Genomic DNA, 15,561 nt, shown 5'->3' on the forward strand with positions numbered 1-15,561 from the left:
ATCATGAAAAATATATTAGTGATATTCATATTGTTAGGTTTGGTTAGTTGTTCAGATAGCTTTTTGGAACGTAATCCAACCGATAGTACAACAAGTGAAGTGTTGTTAAAGAGTAAGGAAGGGTGTGAATTAGCGCTGAATGGCATATATGCTACAGCCATGTATTCGTACGTTCAGTATTATGTTCCTTACTTTAATGAAGCTCGTGCTGATGATTTGAACTTTACTCAAGATGGCCCTTATACTTTTATTAATATCTTCAATTATAATCAGGGACTTGCAGATAATAATGTGGCATACAACATCTGGCCAAAAGCCTACCAAATAATTGATGCGGCTAATCTGATCATTAATAATGAATTAATTGGCATTACTGAGCAGGAGATTCGTGATGATTACATTGCTCAGGCAAAAACAATGCGTGCTTTGGCCTATTTAGACTTATTGAATGCCTTTAGTAAACCTGTACATGTGAATAGTGGAGATAATTTGGGCGTACCATTGATCGTTGTTTCTGATTATGGAAATGATGATGAGGTCAGATCTAGTGTCATTGAAATCTATCGTTTGATTTATGATGATCTAAAAAGCGCCGCTATATTGATTGGTAATGGGATGAATCCGGAAAGAGCAAATCTAGCTTTAGTACATGGTTTATTAACACGAATGTATATGAATCTGGCTGGTCCAATTGGTTCATCAAATAGTTATCAGCTGGCAGAGGGTGTTAATATAACTTCAGAACAGGCACTCGAGAAGGCTGTTGAGCATGCTAATCAGGCACTGGACGTTGTTCAGCCTTCGATGGATTTTACAGAGTTGGAAAATGGAATTTCCAGAGTGTTGTCAGAGTCGATTCTGGTTGCCCGGGCAATTAGTGATGAATATAATGCAACTGGCACTCACTGTGCCCAGTGGGATTCTAATAATAATGCATCTAAAACAGTTAGAGTTTACACCGAAACTGTAGATTTATTTGAGGATGAAGATATGCGCTTAAAATATTTCTACGACTATTTCTCATGGACTGAAAACTATGACAAGTATGTAGGTGCCGGGTATGATCATGTTGATGCATCAGCATTGGAGATATCTAAAGGTCAGTTTATTTCTTTACATGGACATCGCATCTTCGGTAAGTTTACACCATCTGATTACTTTGTTGAAGATTTGGATGATTTACTGGATAATGGAGTTGGTAATATCTCATATACAAATGGATTGGGTGATTTTAATATAATGAGAGCTTCAGAAATTGCCCTTCTTAAAGCAGAAGCATGCAAGCGACTAAATCGTCATGAAGAAGCATTACAATCCTTTGAACTAGTTAATAACAGGTATTTTACTACGCCTTCAAATCGTACAAATGTTACTTTGGCAGAAATCCAATTAGAGAAACGATTAGAATTTCTGGGTGAAGGCATAAGAATGCGCGATCTTCTTAGATGGGGAAATGATTTTTCAAGACCTTCTTCAACTCTTTCAACCGTTCAGGATGTTGCATTTGATGATTACCATATGCAATTACCTATTCCTGATTCAGAAATAAAAATAAATGACAACATCGAACAAAACCCAGGATATGGAAACTAAATTTAAATATTACCTCTATATTTTATTGGTCGCACTTTTATTTGTTAGTTGTGACGACGATGATGATACACCTGATTTAATCGCATTAGCAGATTCAACTATAGGATTTGAAACAGCAGAAGTGGATGCCATGATTATTGGTGAAAGTACAGATTTAAAAACAATTCGTTTTAATGTTTCGGCTGATTGGAATGTATCTGAAGCGACTAAAGTCACTCTTACATTAGATGATGCAAGTGATGTACCTGTTGAAGCGTATACTTATCCTTCAGAGGTAGCATTTAGAAAAGGCTTGCAAACTAACATTGTTGAAATACCATTGGATTGTTCACTTATTCCTTTTGATGATCAGGAACGAATGATCATATTGGATCTTGGTTCTGAAGTTTGCCCATTAGGAGATATCAGTCGTATATCCATTAAAGTCTACCGTAATGTTCCTACACCTGAATACCACAATATTATTGGTGGATTTTACTGGCAAGATGGTGGTTATGTTCATGTAGATCAGATTACTAATGACTATGGTGCCTGGCAATGGATGGGTTTTATTTATCTGGAGGATACCGATCCTGTAACTGAGGTATATGGTGGTATATGGCAAAGAAGTGCTACCGAATTGGCTCTTGAAACATACTCTACACCAGTGGCATCATTTGTAGAAAATGGTATCAACTATTTAGAAATTATTGCTGAAGACGAGCTAATTAATGAAAGTAGTTATGAATGGAATAGCTCTGGTGTAGCTAGCGAATTGTCCATTGTTCACCCAAATGATTTTGGTAAAAGTGGATATCTGGCAATGAGAGCCGAAATTGAAGGTGTTATTGTGAATATTTGGCTGGAAGTGTCAGTTTCTGAAGATGGAAGGAATATGATAATATACGGAAGTGGCTGGGAAGCTAATGGTTTAAGTATTCGAGCTGGACAAACAGAATGATAAAACTTTAGAGTTAGAAGCAATTCGCTTCTAACTCTTTTAATGTTATTAAATGGCGGTTATGAGGGTTATTGTAAGTTTATTATTTATCGTGTTTTATTTAAATTGTTTGGCACAGGATATTGAACCTCATGTTATATGCAGTACAAATGAGGTAAGTATCGTAGAATATAACCAATTAAAAGCTTCATATTCGGATAAAACATATCATATTCCTATCGTATTTCATGTTTTTGATCCTTCAGATCCGGAAAAACGATTATCTGTTGAGAAAGCTAAACGTGTGGTTGAGCTACTGAATGTTAATTTTAGTGGTCTACATCGAGATATTGAAAACGTGCAATCAACGTTTGTTAATAAAATTGCTGATTGTAAGATTGTTTTTCATTTGGCAAAAAAAGACCCATATGGTAATGAAATCGAAGGAGTAACCTATCATAGCAAGAACTTTAAGGGAGATAATCCGGGAAGCAATCAGACATTAAAAAAGGCTATTAATTGGAACACAGGTAGTGACTACAATGGTAAACAACGTTATTTACAGGTTTGGGTGACCTATAATGTTAACAGCGATAATAATGGCACTGGGTGGTGTTATTTGCCTGAAACTGACAATGGAGGTAAAATGGCCGGACCAACTTATAATTACAAATATTTAGGTGGAGGTACTGATTCTTCAAGTGATGATGTGTTGACCCATGAAGTAGGACATTATCTGGGGCTGAGTCATACATTTGGTTCTTCATACACGCAATGTGGTGATGATGGAGTAGAAGATACCCCGGAAACCCGCTGTTATACATGGAAGTGTAAAAAAGGCAATTTATGCCAGGACGGATTGGTGAATACCGAAAATTTCATGGATTATTCCGGGTGTACATCTATGTTTACCAAAGGCCAGGCAGAAGTAATGCGTTATTGGTTGGCACATCGGTATCGGAGGGATTTATGGTCGGATAACAACCTTAAATTCACAGGCATCTATGATGAAGTTTATGTTGGAATCAAAGATGAATTGGAAGAAAATCTAAAGATATACCCAAATCCAACAGATGGACAAATTAATATTTCAGGTATTATTAATTATAAGGCTGAGTTATTTGACCTGTTAGGAAATAAACTAACAGAATCAAAGAATGAACCCTTAAATTATAACACTCCGGGTATATACTTTTTAAAGGTAAGTCATCGTGGGTATTTTGTAACAAAGAAAGTTATCATCAAGTGAATTAAAATATTGATAATCTTAGTGTGTGATTTGGATTTATATCTGAATGGAGCCTGCAAAGGCAGGCTCTGTTCTTTAAAAAATTAAGTCGAATGATACACTGTAACCTAACCCAAATCATCTGTCCGTGGTAATTCTGATGCAAACGTGCATAATAATTGCCACACATTAATCATAGGACTAGAGGTTTAGAATTTTCTGAGATGATTGATGGAAGGTGGCTTTTTAGCCACCTTTTTTATTTCTACTTTCGTGTGTTAAAACATAAACAATGGCTCAAGACTATCAATACGAATTAGAGTTTAAAGTACGCGACTATGAATGTGATCTGCAAGGGATCGTTAATAACTCAGTATATCAAAACTACCTGGAACATACACGCCATGAATTTCTTGATTCGCTTGGGGTGAATTTTAAAGAGTTATATGAAAGAAATATTGTTGCGGTGGTAGCGCGTATTGATCTATCCTATAAAACACCTTTGAAGAGTAATGATCGTTTTGTAGTTCGAACACGTGTTGAGCATAAAGATATTAAATACATGTTCTACCAGGATATTTACCGCTTGCCTGATGAAAAAATATGCCTTAAAGGCATTGTTACCACAACTACTTTAATAGATGGCAAATTGGCGGTATGTAATGAATTGGCAGATGCTTTGTCAAAAGCTGACCAGTAAAAAAATGACATCTTTGAGGTATCAAAAGATGTCATCACAATTTTTTATCAAGTAGTGTATTAATTATAATTCGATTCCGACAGGGCAATGATCAGAGCCCATAACCTCATTGAGGATAAATGCATCTTTCAATTGAGGTAAAAAGCTTTCAGAGGCTAAGAAATAGTCGATTCTCCAGCCTACATTCTTGCCACGCGCACCGGCCCGGTAACTCCACCACGAGTATTTATCTTTTACCCCAGGGTGAAAATGGCGGAAGGTATCCTTTAATCCACCTTGTGTAAAGCGGTCCATACCGTCAATTTCCTCCTGCATATAACCAGCCGACTTGTTATAATTGGGTTTTGGTCGTGCTAAATCAATCTCAGTATGTGCCACGTTAAAATCACCACAAACCAATACCGGCTTTGTTTCTTCCAATTTCTTCAGGTAATCGAAGAAATCTTTATCCCAGCTTTGGCGATACGATAAACGCTTTAATTCACTTCCCGAGTTAGGTACATAAACAGTTACAAGGAAAAACTCTTCGTACTCTGCACAAAGCACTCTTCCTTCCTGATCGTGTTCTTCAATACCCATGTCTTTGGTAATGTTCAGCGGCTTTTCTTTACTAATGATAGCTGTACCGGCATAGCCTTTTTTAACCGCTGAGTTTGAAACTATGTGGTAATCTGAAAAATCGGTTAAGGCCTCTATTACCTGATCATCTTGAGCTTTTGTTTCCTGCAAACACAATATATCAGCATTCATTTCTTTAAAGGACTCAGAAAAGTCTTTCTTCATGACAGCCCTTAGGCCATTCACATTCCATGATATTATCTTCATAAGTAATTTCTAGTTGTTAAAGTGCAAATTAACGATTCTGCTTTTAGCTTCAAAATAAAAGATATCAGGCCGATTTATGAGGTTTATGAAATCGCTTACCTCTTTTAAATACCAGTTTTTGTTCCAATTCAAGTTTTTTATCAGGAGAAGCTAGCAAATAACTTTGGCAATCGGCGCCACAGCAGGCATCATATTTTGATCTACAACTCTCGCATTGAATAAACAAGAGGTTACATTTCTTATTGGCGCAGTTGACATGGGCGTCACAAGGTGAGCCACATTGATGGCAATGGCTGATAATGTCATCGCTTATGCGTTCGCCCAGGCGATTGTCAAACACAAAGTTCTTACCAATAAATTTATTTTCAAGGTTCTCAGATTCAACTTGACGGCTATAATCGATGATACCTCCTAATAGCTGGTTAACATCTGAAAAGCCGTGATGCTTGAGGTAGGCACTTGTTTTTTCACAGCGTACTCCACCTGTGCAATACAACAGGATTTTTTCGTATTCTTTACCTTTAAGCCTATCGACCACTTCGGGTAATTCTTCTTTAAAAGTTTCGGCATCAGGAAGAATTGCACCTTCGAATCGGCCAATTTCACTTTCGTAATGATTACGCATATCAACAAGAATTGCACCCTGTTCTATGGCTTTATTCCATTCGCTGGCCGAAAGGTGTTTACCGACATTGGTCACATCGTATTCTTCTGGTTGAAGTCCATCAGCGACAATCTGCTTTCGTACTTTAATCTGAAGCTTTAAGAATGACTTACCATCATCTTCAACAGCAATTTTGAAGGGCATGTCTTTAAATTCTATAATGGAGTCAAGATCTTTTTTAAAATCCTGCCAACAATGGTTTGGGACGCTCATTTGTGCATTAATGCCTTCCTGAGCAATATAAATGCGTCCGTAACATTGCAGTTTATTCCATATGGAGTACAACTTGTCACGCATTTCAGCCGGATTATCAATAATCACATAGCGATAAAATGAAACTGTTGTTCGTTTAAAAGTCTCTTTAGCCAAACGCTCTTTTAATTCTTCAGGGCTTAAGCGGTTGATAAGGTGTTTCTTACTGCTATTGGGATCCATTGTTCTCTTTTTATTTTGATGCAAAAATATTAAATCTCACTCAATAAGAATAAAAAGATGTCAAAATCTTAATAGGTAATAAAATTTGATCTGGTAACAAATTGTAATCAACTTTTTAGAAGATGTTCAGGGTGAATTGTGGTTTATTCTTGTAAGGGTCAGTTTAGTAGATTTTTAAGATATAATGATGGTAGCTGTTGCTAGTTTAAAATTGTAAGTTGATAAAACATTGCTGACTTTATTTTGTTGAATTAGGATAAAAAGATAAACAAATCTGAGATATGAGTTTGTAATTACACAAGATTTATGCAGGTAAAGCATTTTGTTGGTAGTGAGTTGAATAATCAAGATTGAATTGCTTTTTGGTGATTGAAAAATTAAATGTAACCCTCAATAAATATTCAAGAATGCTGAAACAGGTAAACAGTTCTAAAGATTTAATTCATCTTATTGAAAGTGGGATGACTATCATGGCAGGAGGCTTTGGTTTATGTGGGATTCCGGAGAATATGATTAATGAAATTGCCGGATCAGACATCAAGAATCTCACGGTCATCTCAAACAATATTGGTATTGACAATTTTGGTTTGGGCAAATGGCTGACCAAGCGTCAAATAAAGAAAATATTGGCGTCCTACGTTGGTGAAAACAAAGAGTTTGAAGAAATGCTGCTCAAGGGTGAAGTGGAAATGGAATTTGTCCCGCAAGGCACATTAGCTGAACGTATTAGAGCCGGAGGTGCTGGTATTCCTGGTTTTTACGTGGCTACTGGAGTAGGTACTGAAGTGGCAATCGGCAAAGAAACAAAAGAGTTTAACGGTCGAACTTACATTCTGGAACATGGTTTAACTGCCGATGTTTCTTTGGTTAAGGCCTGGAAAGGCGATGCAGCTGGTAATTTGGTTTTTAAGGACACAGCGCAAAATTTTAATACGGGCATGGCCATGGCAGGAAAAATAACCATAGCAGAGGTTGAAGAAATAGTTCCGGTCGGGCAATTAAACCCGAACCAGATTCATATACCCGGAATATTTGTACAGCATATTTTCCAGGGTACTAACTATGAAAAACGGATTGAACGATTAACCTTATCCAACCAAATCTGATTATGGCTTTAAATAAAGAACAAATAGCGCAACGAATTGCCCTCGAAGTAAAAGATGGCTATTACATCAATCTCGGAATTGGTATACCTACATTAATTGCTAATTATATCCCCGATGATATCCATGTGACCTTACATTCTGAAAACGGACTGTTGGGTATGGGACCTTTTCCGACAGCAGAAACTGTTGATGCAGATTTAATCAACGCCGGTAAGCAAACTGTCACCGTTTTGCCAGACGGCTCATTTTTTGATTCGTCAATGAGTTTTGCGATGATACGAGGTGGGCATATCAACCTGACAGTTTTGGGTGCTTTTGAGGTATCAGAAAAAGGAGATATTGCCAGCTGGAAAATTCCTGGAAAGATGATTAAAGGAATGGGTGGAGCTATGGACCTGGTGGCTGCTGCTGAAAATATTATTGTAGCCATGCAACATACCAACAGAGCTGGTGAATCAAAATTATTAAAGCAATGTACCTTGCCTTTAACAGGTACCCGATGCATTAAAAAAATTGTTACTGATCTAGCCTTTTTGGAAGTGTCTGATAAAGGCTTTGTTTTGAAAGAAAGAGCCCCGGGTGTTAGCGTTGAAGAGATTGTCAAAGCTACCGAAGGAAATCTAATTGTAGAAGGAGAAATACCTGAAATGAATTTATAACCCCTAAAAAACAACAGATAATGCCCCATTACCACAAATTAGGTGAAATACCACCAAAGCGACATACAGTGTTTCGTAAGCCCAATGGTGATTTGTATTCCGAACAATTAATCTCGACGGAGGGATTTTCGGATGTGTCAACACTGGCTTATCATTGTTTCCCGCCAACCCTGGTGTTGGATGTGGAAGAGCCCTATTCAGTTGCACCGGAAGCAGCCATTGATAAAAATATGCAGCACAGGAGTTTTAAAGGCTTCGATGTGCCGGCTGAAGATGATTACTTAAAAAGTCGTGTACCTGTTTTGTTTAATAATGATGTCTGTCTTTATTTTGCAGCACCTCGCAAAAGTATGAGTGATTACTTTTTTAAGAACTCACAAGCTGATGAGATCATTTTTATTCATAAAGGAACAGGTGTGGTGAAAACTATTTATGGTCACCTTCCTTTTAAATATGGAGATCATGTGGTTATCCCGCGTGGAACAGCTTACCAGGTAGATTTGGATCAGGAGGATAATCGGTTTTTTATCATCGAATCGTATAGTCCTGTTCGTTATCCTAAGCGATATATTAATAGTATGGGACAGTTATTGGAGCATGCCCCATATTGTGAGCGTGATATTAAACCTCCAATTAACCTGGAAACACACGATGAAAAAGGTGATTTTAAAGTTTTAGTCAAACGTGATCATACCATATTTCCATACCATATGGCTTCTCACCCGTTTGACTTAATTGGTTGGGATGGATACCATTATCCATACGTATTTTCTATTCATGATTTTGAACCAATTACAGGGCGTGTTCATCAGCCACCACCGGTTCATCAAAGTTTTGAAGCGCATAATTTTGTCGTATGTGCATTTGTTCCCCGTTTGTATGATTATCATCCGGATTCGATTCCGGCGCCATACAACCACAGTAATGTTGATTCTGACGAGATGTTGTATTATGTGGATGGCGATTTTATGAGCCGCAAATCGGTTAACATGGGACAGATTACTCTACATCCAACAGGTATTCCTCATGGCCCGCACCCTGGTACTGTTGAGAAAAGTATCGGTGCCAAAGAAACAAAAGAGCTGGCTGTTATGGTGGATACTTTTAAGCCGCTGAAAATTACCAAACAAGCCCTTGAATTAGAAGACAAGGATTATTTTAAATCATGGTTAACTTAAATCTAAAATATGAGTACTCAATCAACAGATTTTCTCCCAATTGATGGAACTGATTTTGTGGAGTTTTACGTAGGAAATGCAAAGCAGGCAGCCCATTATTATCAAACTGCTTTTGGTTTTCAACCATTGGCTTATAGTGGATTAGAAACCGGAAACAGAGATAAAACATCCTATGTTCTTCGTCAGGATAAAATTACCTTTGTTTTTACAACACCTCTTACCCCAGATTCTGAAATAGCAGAGCATATTCGTATACATGGAGATGGCGTTAAGTTTATTGCTCTATGGGTACCAGATGCAGTTAAGTCATACAAGGAAACAACCGCACGAGGCGCTAAAGCCTGGAAAGCACCTGGGACAATATCAGATGAAAAAGGAGAAGTATGTATTTCTGGCATCCATACCTATGGCGAAACGGTTCATTTGTTTGTTGATCGTAGCAAGTATTCAGGTGTATTTCTGCCTGGTTTTGTTGAATGGAAGCCAGATTATCAGCCATCAACAGTAGGCCTGAAATATGTCGATCACATGGTGGGTAATGTTGGGTGGAATGAGATGAATGTATGGGCTAAATTCTATTCTGAAGTAATGGGATTTAAGCAAATAATTTCGTTTGATGATAAAGACATCTCAACCGAATACTCTGCATTGATGAGTAAAGTGATGTCAAATGGTAATGGTCGTATTAAGTTTCCTATTAACGAACCGGCTGAAGGAAAGAAAAAGTCGCAGATAGAAGAATATCTTGATTTCTATAAGGGACCAGGCGTACAGCATGTGGCGATGGCAACTGATGATATCATTAAAACAGTGAGAGAATTGCGTAGTCGGGGAGTCGAGTTTTTGACAATTCCGGATACCTATTATGAGAATCTTCTAAATCGTGTTGGAGAAATTGATGAAGAAGTAGCCGCATTAATGGAGTTACGAATTCTGGTTGACAGAGATGATGAGGGCTATTTGCTGCAGATATTCACTAAGCCGGTTGAAGATCGTCCGACTGTATTCTATGAGATTATTCAACGCAAGGGGGCTACTTCATTTGGAAAAGGAAATTTTAAAGCTTTGTTTGAATCCATTGAATTAGAGCAGGAAAGAAGAGGTACTTTATAACCTTTTCTTCAATAAATTATTGAAATATAAACAAGTAAGGTTTTAAGAATGAATATAAACCAAAAATCATGGCTAACAGTTGATGCCAGAAGTGATTTTCCTATACAGAATATTCCTTTCGGAATCGTTCGTTTACCAAATAAGGAAGTTGTGGTGGCCACAAGAATTGGCGATACAGTCATTAACCTGGCCGCCTTATACGAGCTTGGCTATTTACAATCAATCATCGAAGTGGCTGAGAATGTATTTAATACTTCCTCATTAAACCGCTTCATCGAACTTGGTAAACCTGTATGGCAAAGTGTTCGGAAGGTTTTAATCGAACTTTTTGATGAGAAAAACAATGAATTGGCAAAGAACACGGGTCATCGATCCAAGGTGCTATTTGATATTTCTGAAGTTGATACTTTGTTACCTGTTGAAGTAGGAGATTATACAGATTTTTACTCAAGTATTGAGCATGCAACCAATGTTGGTATCATGTTTCGAGGAAAGGAAAATGCCTTGATGCCTAACTGGAAACATCTACCAGTAGGTTACCATGGCCGCAGTTCATCCATTGTGGTGAGCGGAACCGATATTCATCGCCCTAAGGGACAGATGAAACCACCTGAACAGGATGTGCCTGTTTTTGGAGCTTCCAAACTCATGGATTTTGAGTTGGAGATGGCTTTTGTTTGTGGTAAAAAAACAGAACTTGGTGAATGTGTAAGTATTGAGAATGCTGAAGATTATATTTTTGGCATGCTGATATTTAACGATCTGTCGGCACGCGATATTCAAGGCTGGGAATATGTACCTTTAGGGCCCTTCCTTGGTAAGAGCTTTGGGTCTGTGGTGTCACCATGGATTGTCACGCTTGATGCACTCGATACATTCAGAACGGAATCACCAGAACAGAATCCTGAGGTGCTTCCTTATTTAAAGAGTAATGGCAAGAGAAGTTTTGACATAAGTCTGGAAGTATTGATTCAACCCGAAGGAGGGGAGGAGAACTTAATTTGTCAGTCAAACCATAAATATTTGTATTGGAACATTAGTCAGCAATTGGCTCATCAAACAGTTAATGGTTGCAATATTAATGTGGGTGATATGTATGCTTCGGGTACCATTAGTGGCTCGGAAGAAAATTCATTTGGATCGATGCTCGAACTTACCTGGAGAGGGACTAAACCTTTGAAGTTAAATGATGGTAGTGAACGTAAATTCATCAATGATATGGATACGGTTATCATGCGAGCTTATGGTGAAAAGGATGGGCTGCGAATTGGGTTTGGCGAATCTGTTTGCAAGATTTTACCGACTAAATAATATTGTATGAAAGAAATAATTCCGGGTGAAATCCCTGTTTCGAAATTGTTTGGTTATCTGACTGGGTGTGTGGCACCTCGGCCAATTGCATTTGCCAGTACAGTTGATAAAGATGGAAATCCTAACTTATCGCCTTTCAGCTTTTTCAATGCTTTTGGGGCTAACCCACCTATTATGGTGTTTTCTCCCTCTCGTCGCGTTCGTGATAATACAACCAAACATAGCTATCAGAATGTTAAGGAAGTGCCTGAAGTGGTGATCAATATGGTTAATTTTCCGATGGTGAATCAGGTGAGTTTGGCAAGTAATGAATTTGCCAAAGGAGTCAACGAATTCATTAAAGCTGGTTTTACACCAATCGAAAGCGACCTTGTAAAGCCATATCGAGTGAAAGAGTCACCGGCACAATTTGAGTGTAAAGTTATTGAAGTAATAGAGACAGGTTCTGAAGGAGGGGCAGGTAACATGGTGATTTGTGAGGTACTTAAAATTCATGTGGACGAAAATATTCTGGATGAATTCGGGGCAGTAGACCCACAAAAAGCTGATTGGGTAGGACGCATGGGTAAGGATTATTATTGCCGCGCTAACGGAAATGCAGTTTTTGAAGTAGAAAAACCGGGTACTACAGTGGCAATGGGCTACGATCGCTTACCGGATTATATTAGGCAAAGTGATGTGCTGACTGGCAATGACTTGGGCTTGTTGGCTAATCTGCCTGGTTTTCCTGATAAAGATCAACTTGAGAAGGAGAAATCAAGTGAGGCCTATAAACAGCTTATTTCAAATTATTCAAGTATTGAATCCAGAAGAAAGGCTGTTCATGCTTATGCAAAGGAGTTAATTAAGCAAGGCGAATTTGAGAAGGCATTAACAGTTTGTATTGAAGATTAGTGAATTGCTATTATAAAAACGGGGAAGCCAATTTGGCTTCCCCGTTTTTCATTCCGATAATAATATTCTATAATCCACTAAAGTCAATGTCCTTGAACATTAAGGTTGGACTCAATAGACTTGAGTATTTATAAGGATCGTTTCCAAGCTCAGTTAATTTTTTCCAGAACTCTTTAGCATTGCCTGAGATATTCATTTCATTAACCGGCTTTACAATTTTACCACCTTCAACCAGGAAGCCGGATACGCCGAATGAGAAATCACCTGTTGTAGCATTGGAATTACCACCGTTAAACGAGGTTACAAATATGCCTGATTTTACATCTTTAACAATCTCATCAAAACCTCGTGTACCAAGGTCGAAACGTACGTTAGAGGTTGAACCACCATTAGGTGTCATACCTAACTTTTTGCCGTAATAATTATCAATGTAATACTCTTTCAGAACACCTTTTTCAATCATGATACGTTTTTTGGCAGCAATTCCCTGTCCATCGTATAAACGCGATGCGAATCCTCCCTCGATGAGTGGATCATCAATTACCGTTAATACCGGCGAAGCTATTTCTTTGCCTAACATGCCATCAAGGTAAGAGCTTTTTTGTTGTAAGGCTCTGGCCGACATTGGCCGAACAAACATGTATAATAAACGTCCGGCAGTGCGGTTTTCAATCAACATATCGTATTTGCCTGAAGCAATTTTTGTCTGCCCCATTTTGCGAATAGCGTTCTCTGCAGCCTTGGAACCAAGTTCTTCAGGTGTTGGCATTGTGTTGAAGAAACGACTGCCACCCCAGTGATAGCCTTCCGGACGGGCATCACCATCTTTGACAGTTACTTCGCCACCTGCCCAAAATGAAGTAGAAGCGCGCTCGGCAACCAAGCCATTACTGTGCACTAATACGCTTTCTGAATAATCATCACTAAAACCACCTGTGGCCGAGATTATCTTATCGCTCTTTGATCGGGCTATTTGCTCAATCTCTTTGGCAATCTTAACGCGTTGCTCAGGTGCAACATTCGTGTATGATTTATCTTCAAGTTTCAAATCTCTTTTGAGATCAGTTGGATAAAGTGAAGGATCAGGTAATTCTCTGAATTCATCTGCTGTAAGGTATTTAGTAGCTTCAACAGCCTCGGTGATGAATTTCTCCAGATCTTTTTTATTCAAGTTATTGGTTGAGTGACCTGAATATTTATGATCACGATAGATATTCAGATTGAGTCCATTGGTTGTTGATTCTTTAATCTTCTCAATCTTCTGCTCACGCACTTCGATCTCAACCGAGCGCGAATTATTGATTGATGCTGCCACTTCAGAAGCACCTTTCTTTTTTGCGAACTCAACGGCCCACATGGCCAGTTCTTGTCGTTCTTTATTGTTCATTGTTGTTTGTTTTTCGGGTTATTGATTAAGCATTAACACCACCAACGGTGATTTTCGAAACTTTAACGGTTGGTAAACCTTGCGATACCGGCACACCTTGTCCGTTTTTACCACAGGTCCAACCTCCTTCGGCCATTTTCAGATCATCAGCCACCATCTCAATATCGGCCAATACTTTAGGGCCGTTGCCAATAATGTTGATGTCTTTAATAGGACGTGTTAGTTTACCATCTTCAATAAGGTAACCCGACTTAACGTAGAACGTGAAATCACCTGCACCAATCATAACCTGACCATTGGAGAATGACTCAGCATATACACCATATTTCACTGTTTCAATGATCTCGTCTTTTTTATGCGGACCATTTTCCATATATGTGTTGCGCATACGTGGCATTGGCATGTGACGGAACGATTCACGACGACCGTTACCGGTTGGTTTAATACCATAATGTCTGGCACTGATACGATCATGTAAATACGACTCCATAGTTCCACCAGCTACCATGTAGGTCTTTTCGGTATCATTACCTTCATCATCCACATTTAAAGATCCGCGAATATTAGGATTCGTTCCATCATCAACAATGGATACAAAGTCTTTAGCTACTTTTTTACCAATCTTATCGCTGAAGATGGAAGTCTCTTTGCGGTTAAAGTCTGCTTCCATACCATGACCAATGGCTTCATGAAGAAGAATTCCAGAGCTACCTGCAGCTAAAACAACTGGTAATTCACCTGCTTTAGGTTTTACAGCATCAAACAACGAAACAGTTCGCTTAACTGCTTCGGTAGCTAAAGTATTAATTGCTTCGGGCGTGAAGAATTCAATACCTCTTCGGCCTGAATAGTCGAAATAATTTTGTTCTTTCTGACCATTCTGCTCTGCCGTTACACTAACCGAAAGCTGTGCCATTGGCTGATAATCGCAGGTCATCCGGCCTTCAGAATTTGCAAAGAGGACGTAAGATGTTTCATCATTAAACCATACATTAGATTTAATAACCCGTCCGTCTAAGGCAAATACTTTTTCATTGACTTTTTGCAGATAAGGAATCTTTTCATTAATCGATACTTCTTCCCAAGGAGTATTTATTTTGTAATAGCTTGGAAGTTTAGGCGATTCAAAAGCCACAGGTTCAACATGCGAACTTGTGTTAGCAATATTTGCTGCTGTTTTAGCTGCCGATTTCATGGCTTCGAGACTTACCTCTTCACTAAATGAATATCCTGTTTGATCGCCTTTTAACACACGGATACCAACACCAAAACTAATGTCAGAATAAGCTCGATTAACAGCATTATCTTCCAGTCCTATATAGTTACCGATACTATGTTGGAAGAATACATCGCAATAGTCGCCACCCTTAGATAATCCTTCAGCAATAATTTGCTGAATCATTTGTTCTGTAACACCAAAGTGTTCTAAATAATCATGAATAGTCATTTCACCTCCGATTTTTGCCGGACCGGTCGTACAACCGGAAAGAACCTGGGGGAGAACAGCTGCGCCAACAGCAGTAACGGCTCCGGCTTTCAAGAAATCTAT

Annotated in this window: 14 protein-coding genes; 10 read left to right on the forward strand and 4 right to left on the reverse strand. The window is 38.5% G+C overall.

The window, feature by feature from the left end:
* The first annotated feature begins 3 nt into the window (after nucleotides 1–3).
* The 4 genes from AC4MRQ_RS03300 (at nucleotide 4) to AC4MRQ_RS03315 (ending at nucleotide 4,440) form a co-directional block, all read left to right on the forward strand.
* Entirely contained in the window at nucleotides 4–1,593 is a 1,590-nt protein-coding gene (locus tag AC4MRQ_RS03300) for a RagB/SusD family nutrient uptake outer membrane protein (protein WP_491196217.1), read from the forward strand.
* On the forward strand, nucleotides 1,583–2,533 hold the full coding sequence (locus AC4MRQ_RS03305; RefSeq protein ID WP_491196218.1) for a hypothetical protein: 951 nt from the start codon (nucleotides 1,583–1,585) through the stop codon (nucleotides 2,531–2,533). Before AC4MRQ_RS03300 ends, AC4MRQ_RS03305 begins: the two co-directional genes overlap by 11 nt.
* Before the next feature lie 61 nt (nucleotides 2,534–2,594).
* Nucleotides 2,595–3,761: a M43 family zinc metalloprotease gene (locus AC4MRQ_RS03310; RefSeq protein ID WP_491196219.1), complete on the forward strand. Its 1,167-nt coding sequence runs from the start codon at nucleotides 2,595–2,597 to the stop codon at nucleotides 3,759–3,761.
* 271 nt (nucleotides 3,762–4,032) lie between these two features.
* Nucleotides 4,033–4,440 (forward strand): acyl-CoA thioesterase, encoded by a 408-nt coding sequence (locus AC4MRQ_RS03315; protein WP_491196220.1) that lies wholly within the window; start codon nucleotides 4,033–4,035, stop codon nucleotides 4,438–4,440.
* 63 nt (nucleotides 4,441–4,503) lie between these two features.
* Here the strand turns inward: AC4MRQ_RS03315 and AC4MRQ_RS03320 are convergent, their stop codons facing one another.
* Together AC4MRQ_RS03320 and trhO are read right to left on the reverse strand one after the other, a co-directional pair.
* Nucleotides 4,504–5,265 (reverse strand): exodeoxyribonuclease III, encoded by a 762-nt coding sequence (locus tag AC4MRQ_RS03320; RefSeq protein ID WP_491196221.1) that lies wholly within the window; start codon nucleotides 5,263–5,265, stop codon nucleotides 4,504–4,506.
* A 64-nt stretch (nucleotides 5,266–5,329) separates the two neighbouring features.
* Nucleotides 5,330–6,364, reverse strand: a complete 1,035-nt coding sequence (gene trhO, locus AC4MRQ_RS03325) for an oxygen-dependent tRNA uridine(34) hydroxylase TrhO (RefSeq protein WP_491196222.1) — start codon at nucleotides 6,362–6,364, stop codon at nucleotides 5,330–5,332.
* A gap of 407 nt (nucleotides 6,365–6,771) precedes the next feature.
* On the opposite strand from trhO, the gene AC4MRQ_RS03330 reads away from it, so the two are divergent.
* Genes AC4MRQ_RS03330 through AC4MRQ_RS03355 form a run of 6 tightly spaced genes read left to right on the forward strand, consistent with a single transcriptional unit; the run spans nucleotide 6,772 to nucleotide 12,625 of the window.
* On the forward strand, nucleotides 6,772–7,470 hold the full coding sequence (locus tag AC4MRQ_RS03330; RefSeq protein ID WP_491196223.1) for a CoA transferase subunit A: 699 nt from the start codon (nucleotides 6,772–6,774) through the stop codon (nucleotides 7,468–7,470).
* 2 nt (nucleotides 7,471–7,472) lie between these two features.
* Nucleotides 7,473–8,129 (forward strand): CoA transferase subunit B, encoded by a 657-nt coding sequence (locus AC4MRQ_RS03335; RefSeq protein ID WP_491196224.1) that lies wholly within the window; start codon nucleotides 7,473–7,475, stop codon nucleotides 8,127–8,129.
* Between the two features lie 20 nt (nucleotides 8,130–8,149).
* Nucleotides 8,150–9,307 (forward strand): homogentisate 1,2-dioxygenase, encoded by a 1,158-nt coding sequence (locus AC4MRQ_RS03340; RefSeq protein ID WP_491196225.1) that lies wholly within the window; start codon nucleotides 8,150–8,152, stop codon nucleotides 9,305–9,307.
* A 9-nt stretch (nucleotides 9,308–9,316) separates the two neighbouring features.
* Nucleotides 9,317–10,420 (forward strand): 4-hydroxyphenylpyruvate dioxygenase, encoded by a 1,104-nt coding sequence (gene hppD, locus AC4MRQ_RS03345; RefSeq protein ID WP_491196226.1) that lies wholly within the window; start codon nucleotides 9,317–9,319, stop codon nucleotides 10,418–10,420.
* Nucleotides 10,421–10,468: 48 nt separating this feature from the next.
* Nucleotides 10,469–11,731, forward strand: a complete 1,263-nt coding sequence (fahA, locus tag AC4MRQ_RS03350; RefSeq protein WP_491196227.1) for a fumarylacetoacetase — start codon at nucleotides 10,469–10,471, stop codon at nucleotides 11,729–11,731.
* 6 nt (nucleotides 11,732–11,737) lie between these two features.
* Entirely contained in the window at nucleotides 11,738–12,625 is an 888-nt protein-coding gene (locus tag AC4MRQ_RS03355) for a flavin reductase family protein (protein ID WP_491196228.1), read from the forward strand.
* A gap of 67 nt (nucleotides 12,626–12,692) precedes the next feature.
* Here the strand turns inward: AC4MRQ_RS03355 and AC4MRQ_RS03360 are convergent, their stop codons facing one another.
* Entirely contained in the window at nucleotides 12,693–14,012 is a 1,320-nt protein-coding gene (locus AC4MRQ_RS03360) for a TldD/PmbA family protein (RefSeq protein WP_491196229.1), read from the reverse strand.
* 25 nt (nucleotides 14,013–14,037) lie between these two features.
* Nucleotides 14,038–15,561, reverse strand: a 1,524-nt coding sequence (locus tag AC4MRQ_RS03365) for a TldD/PmbA family protein (RefSeq protein ID WP_491196230.1), incomplete at its 5' end; no start/stop codon positions are given.

It is taken from the genome of Carboxylicivirga sp. (assembly GCF_982718395.1).

Bases quoted from the DNA above. Each gene is read 5' to 3' on its own strand.
- hppD (WP_491196226.1), top strand. From the start codon at position 9,317: ATGAGTACTCAATCAACAGATTTTCTCCCAATTGATGGAACTGATTTT.
- AC4MRQ_RS03335 (WP_491196224.1), top strand. From the start codon at position 7,473: ATGGCTTTAAATAAAGAACAAATAGCGCAACGAATTGCCCTCGAAGTA.
- AC4MRQ_RS03310 (WP_491196219.1), top strand. From the start codon at position 2,595: ATGAGGGTTATTGTAAGTTTATTATTTATCGTGTTTTATTTAAATTGT.
- AC4MRQ_RS03315 (WP_491196220.1), top strand. From the start codon at position 4,033: ATGGCTCAAGACTATCAATACGAATTAGAGTTTAAAGTACGCGACTAT.
- trhO (WP_491196222.1), bottom strand. From the start codon at position 6,364: ATGGATCCCAATAGCAGTAAGAAACACCTTATCAACCGCTTAAGCCCT.
- AC4MRQ_RS03340 (WP_491196225.1), top strand. From the start codon at position 8,150: ATGCCCCATTACCACAAATTAGGTGAAATACCACCAAAGCGACATACA.
- AC4MRQ_RS03305 (WP_491196218.1), top strand. From the start codon at position 1,583: ATGGAAACTAAATTTAAATATTACCTCTATATTTTATTGGTCGCACTT.
- AC4MRQ_RS03300 (WP_491196217.1), top strand. From the start codon at position 4: ATGAAAAATATATTAGTGATATTCATATTGTTAGGTTTGGTTAGTTGT.
- fahA (WP_491196227.1), top strand. From the start codon at position 10,469: ATGAATATAAACCAAAAATCATGGCTAACAGTTGATGCCAGAAGTGAT.
- AC4MRQ_RS03320 (WP_491196221.1), bottom strand. From the start codon at position 5,265: ATGAAGATAATATCATGGAATGTGAATGGCCTAAGGGCTGTCATGAAG.
- AC4MRQ_RS03360 (WP_491196229.1), bottom strand. From the start codon at position 14,012: ATGAACAATAAAGAACGACAAGAACTGGCCATGTGGGCCGTTGAGTTC.
- AC4MRQ_RS03355 (WP_491196228.1), top strand. From the start codon at position 11,738: ATGAAAGAAATAATTCCGGGTGAAATCCCTGTTTCGAAATTGTTTGGT.
- AC4MRQ_RS03330 (WP_491196223.1), top strand. From the start codon at position 6,772: ATGCTGAAACAGGTAAACAGTTCTAAAGATTTAATTCATCTTATTGAA.